The sequence below is a fragment of the Brevibacterium sp. 91QC2O2 genome, from assembly GCF_024580695.1.
Classification (GTDB): Bacteria; Actinomycetota; Actinomycetes; order Actinomycetales; family Brevibacteriaceae; genus Brevibacterium; species Brevibacterium moorei.
Genome location: NZ_JANIJY010000089.1, coordinates 1 through 265, shown reverse-complemented (window position 1 = coordinate 265; position 265 = coordinate 1). Strand labels below are relative to the sequence as shown.

Annotated in this window: 1 rRNA gene; it reads left to right on the top strand. The window is 54.3% G+C overall.

What is annotated here, in order from left to right:
* Window positions 1-265 (top strand): 23S ribosomal RNA (locus NQ036_RS15560); the annotation flags it as partial.

Below are 265 nucleotides of genomic sequence, written 5' to 3'. Positions count from 1 at the left end.
CGCTCGTACCCGAAACCGACACAGGTAGTCAGGTAGAGAATACTAAGGTGATCGAGAGAATCGTGGTTAAGGAACTCGGCAAAATGCCCCCGTAACTTCGGGAGAAGGGGGGCCACCCATGTGAAGGACCTTTTCGGTCTGATGTGTGTGTGGTGGCCGCAGAGACCAGGGAGAAGCGACTGTTTACTAAAAACACAGGTCCGTGCGAAGCTGTAAGGCGATGTATACGGACTGACGCCTGCCCGGTGCTGGAAGGTTAAGAGGA